4 protein-coding genes are annotated in these 3,594 nt (G+C 39.8%); all 4 read right to left on the reverse strand.

Features of this window, described 5'->3' with window-relative positions; translation table 11 throughout:
* Window positions 1-1,046, reverse strand: a 1,046-nt coding sequence (locus AC1DG9_RS25095; protein ID WP_477635466.1) for a sulfatase-like hydrolase/transferase, incomplete at its 3' end; no start/stop codon positions are given.
* 127 nt (window positions 1,047-1,173) lie between these two features.
* Window positions 1,174-2,151, reverse strand: coding sequence for a DUF5007 domain-containing protein (locus AC1DG9_RS25100; protein ID WP_216854330.1), 978 nt, complete (start codon window positions 2,149-2,151; stop codon window positions 1,174-1,176).
* A gap of 18 nt (window positions 2,152-2,169) precedes the next feature.
* Window positions 2,170-2,865, reverse strand: coding sequence for a hypothetical protein (locus AC1DG9_RS25105; RefSeq protein WP_288879156.1), 696 nt, complete (start codon window positions 2,863-2,865; stop codon window positions 2,170-2,172).
* A gap of 18 nt (window positions 2,866-2,883) precedes the next feature.
* A partial coding sequence (locus tag AC1DG9_RS25110; RefSeq protein WP_477635467.1) for a RagB/SusD family nutrient uptake outer membrane protein occupies window positions 2,884-3,594 on the reverse strand: 711 nt, incomplete at its 5' end.

Consider the following 3,594-nt stretch of genomic DNA (forward strand, 5'->3'; position numbering starts at 1 on the left):
CCTTCATATACATCCATCTTTAATCCACGCAAGCCATCGACACTGTTAAAGAACTTAGCATTTACCCCACCATTGAATGTGGCTCCGTTATCGCTTGAAAACATAATGATCGTATTGTCGTCTAGCCCTAGCTTTTTAATTTCGGCCATAATAATCCCAACCTGATCATCCAGATAAGTGATCATAGCAGCATAGGTTGAATATGGGTACTTAGTTGGTGCGTATCCCTGTTGTCCGTAGTAAGGATACTCATTGAACTGCCCTATATACTTTTTAACATATTCATCAGGTGCTTGTAACGAAACATGTGGAATAGTATAAGGCATGTATAAGAAAAACGGCTTCGATTTTTGCTCATTAATAAAACGAACAGCCTTTTTAGTCATTATGTCTGGCGAATACACTTTGCCTTTGTAATAATCAAAATCCTTATCGGTCGCTTTTGTAGAATCGAGACCTTTATGGACGTACATATAAGGATTATCAAGCATAACCTTCTCATCATTTTCCCAAAGGTGAGAGGGATAAAAATTATGGGATTGCTTTTGGTCCAGGTATCCATAATAATAATCAAATCCTTGCTTTAAGGGTGACCCTGTTGTGTTGTTCATTCCTAAACCCCACTTGCCGGTYAGAGCTGTGACATAACCAGCTTCCTTTAACATTTTCGGAATCGTAAATGTTCCTTCGGGCAATGGCATCTGCCCGGCTTCCAAGCTATCTGGGAAACCGCCCATTTCATAGTTACCACGGATGTAAGAATGGCCACCGTGTTTGCCAGTCATTAGCATGCAACGGGCGGGAGCACAAACTGGTGTACTGGTATAATGTTGAGTGAATTTCATCCCCTCTTTGGCCAGTTTATCCAAATTAGGAGTCTTAATCTTTTTCTGTCCGTATGGGCCAATCTCAGCGTAACCCAAATCATCCGCGTAGATGTAAATGATATTTGGTTTCTTTTGTTGTGCCTTTCCCTGCGAAAAGACGAGTTCAGGAAATAGCAACAGTAGTGCAACTACAATGTGTTTTATCTTGACAATGTTCATCCTCTAAATACTTTAATAGCTAAAGTAATAAATAATGAAGATGACCAGGTCAAGAAAAGTCAATAGGAGTTTCTTATTAAGGGGTGCCAAAGAAATATTGGCACCCTTTTTTGATGTACACTACTTGCTACAAGACATCTCTTGTGGCATTTTTAATTCTAACCGTTACCTCGTAAGTTCCCTCCTGATAGATTCGGAAAGTAAATCGCGGATTAATGCTATAGCCTCGGTCTGGAGTTGGAGTAAGACCTGGGTCGAGTTTGGCAAAGTTGCCTGGAATTCTGTAATAAATGGTATAACCCTGTCCAGGAGGGCCCGCAACAAGCGGGAATGGAACTACTTCAAAGTTACAGGCCATTGTAGAATCTGTTAATACGAGGGGATGGAACCTGGCAAAAGTATCAAAGCTATTCCTGTCTCCACGTTTGATGAACTCATTTTTCTTTGGATTAAATGGAGTGCCGTTTTTATCTACTATTTTTAGAATAATCAATGTACCTTCGTTGGAAGTCTTTTTAATCTTAACTTCTGGCTCTCCAATATCCCCAGACGCGCTGGATCCATCCTTAAACCACGCACCGCCCCCTGCAGATTGCTCCGCTACGGGCCCATCATATAAAGAAAACTGGCCAATGTTTTTAAAATCCTTTGAACCATTCTCATTGGTTGCCCGAATATCAAATTCATAGGTCCCAACAGCCACATTTGCGGTTGTTCCATAAAAAGTAAATGCTCCGGTATGTGTATTAAATTCAACCGGCGGTGCGTTTAATAATTGCCTGTGCTTATTTAGCAATTCAACAGTTGTATCCCTATTCACATCAAACTGAGAGATAAAAATATACCGCTCGTAGTTTGTATATAATAGTTCTGCATGTTTTTTTGTAACCGCATCACGAATATCTAACAATTCATAAGTTACCGGTGCACTGGAGCCATCATTGTCTACCGGCTTAGTTTGAACTGTTATGCCTTTTTGAATTTTTATTGGGCTATCCCGGTATCTGATCTGATTGCTGAGAAAACCGTTTTCGACTTTTTTACAAGAGAATATGATCCCCATCGCTACAAAGCCAAATGTTATAAGTTTTATATATCTTTTCATATTATTAGCTTAAAATCATTAATTCTTGATATCACCGAAAAAAGTAAACGTGTGGTTGTTATTTACCACATGTATCACACCGGTGTTGGTAATAATCCCTGAGGTTTGCACACGTGCCTGCAGCAATTGTTCAGGATCAACCAATGGGAGTTGTGTAGAGTCAGTAGGAATGGTACCCGTTCCATCCTCCTTTTTAACTATTTTAGTGAGGTAAACATATTTTGGTTTAACTGGGAAGATGTTAGGGTCGGTATAATCTGTTGTTGGAATGGCCTGAATTAACCTGAATTCCCCATCGTTAGATTTCCTTAATTTCCCCACTTCACTTAGTGCCTCTACGGGGAGTCTGTCTTTAAACAAGTAAGCCCTCAAAGAATCCTTCAGCTCTGGGAGCTTTAAAGAATCGAATGTAAAAACAAGGTTCTCATCATTTAATTTAATACGCAGATGTGCCTGTTTTTCTTTAACATAATTACTTATAGCGTAATTAGTTAAAGCAAAAACCGTCCCACTGGCATTTACTTCATCTTTTAGACCCATCCGATCTACCATGATGATGAGCGTATCAAACAGCTTTTTGGTTTTTAGATAATCGTATGTGGTCATATCAACCTTAGGGTTGTAAAGACTACCACCGATCACATAATCTTTCTTGCAAGAGTAAACAGTAACCACTGTGACTATTGCAATGCATATCATAATTAATTTTTTCATATCTGATTCATTTAATGATTAAAGCCTTCCTTGCCAGTATGGCGTTTGTGTTAACGTAAAGTCGTCTTTGAACATTCCAGGATCTATTGGCCATAACCAGCCACCTTCAGGAGTGCCATTCATGAACTGGTCTTTAAAGCGTTCGTTATAGGTAGGAAGTGTTTTGGTTCTTACCATATCGTAGTAAGACTGGCCTTCGAAATATAGTTCACGAAGCCTTTCTTCTAGGATTGTTGTGCCCAAAGCTGTGCCTCCCCCGACATACTCAGCAACCTTAGCTCTTTTTCTGATGGCATTGAGCAGTATAACCGCCTCTCCATCACGACCCAATTTGTTCAACGCTTCTGCTCGTAGCAAATAAATATCTGCCAAACGGAATATGATCAGGTTATTGGATAGCCTCGGATCATTTTTTGCCGAACCATCGGCGTAGGTTACATTAGAGAATTTAATGGTCTGACCCTCTGACGACTGCGCCTGGAAGAAGAAAGTTCTATACCTGATATCAGTAGTATCTTTATAGATTTTATTGATGTAAGAGGTATTTACAGGCCATTGAATATCTGCCTTGTTGGCTACATAAGGTCTTCTTAGAGTTGGGGCATACCCTCCTCCGTTTAAAGAAATACCTTCACTTTGTCCATAGCTGATGTTGATCTCGAAGATTCCCTCAAGAGATTTACCGATAAACACTTTTGAATAGTTTGTAGAGTCGCTTAAAGCATACCC

It is taken from the genome of Pedobacter sp. 05L430, from assembly GCF_056397585.1.

Bases quoted from the DNA above. Each gene is read 5' to 3' on its own strand.
- AC1DG9_RS25100 (WP_216854330.1), bottom strand. From the start codon at position 2,151: ATGAAAAGATATATAAAACTTATAACATTTGGCTTTGTAGCGATGGGG.
- AC1DG9_RS25105 (WP_288879156.1), bottom strand. From the start codon at position 2,865: ATGAAAAAATTAATTATGATATGCATTGCAATAGTCACAGTGGTTACT.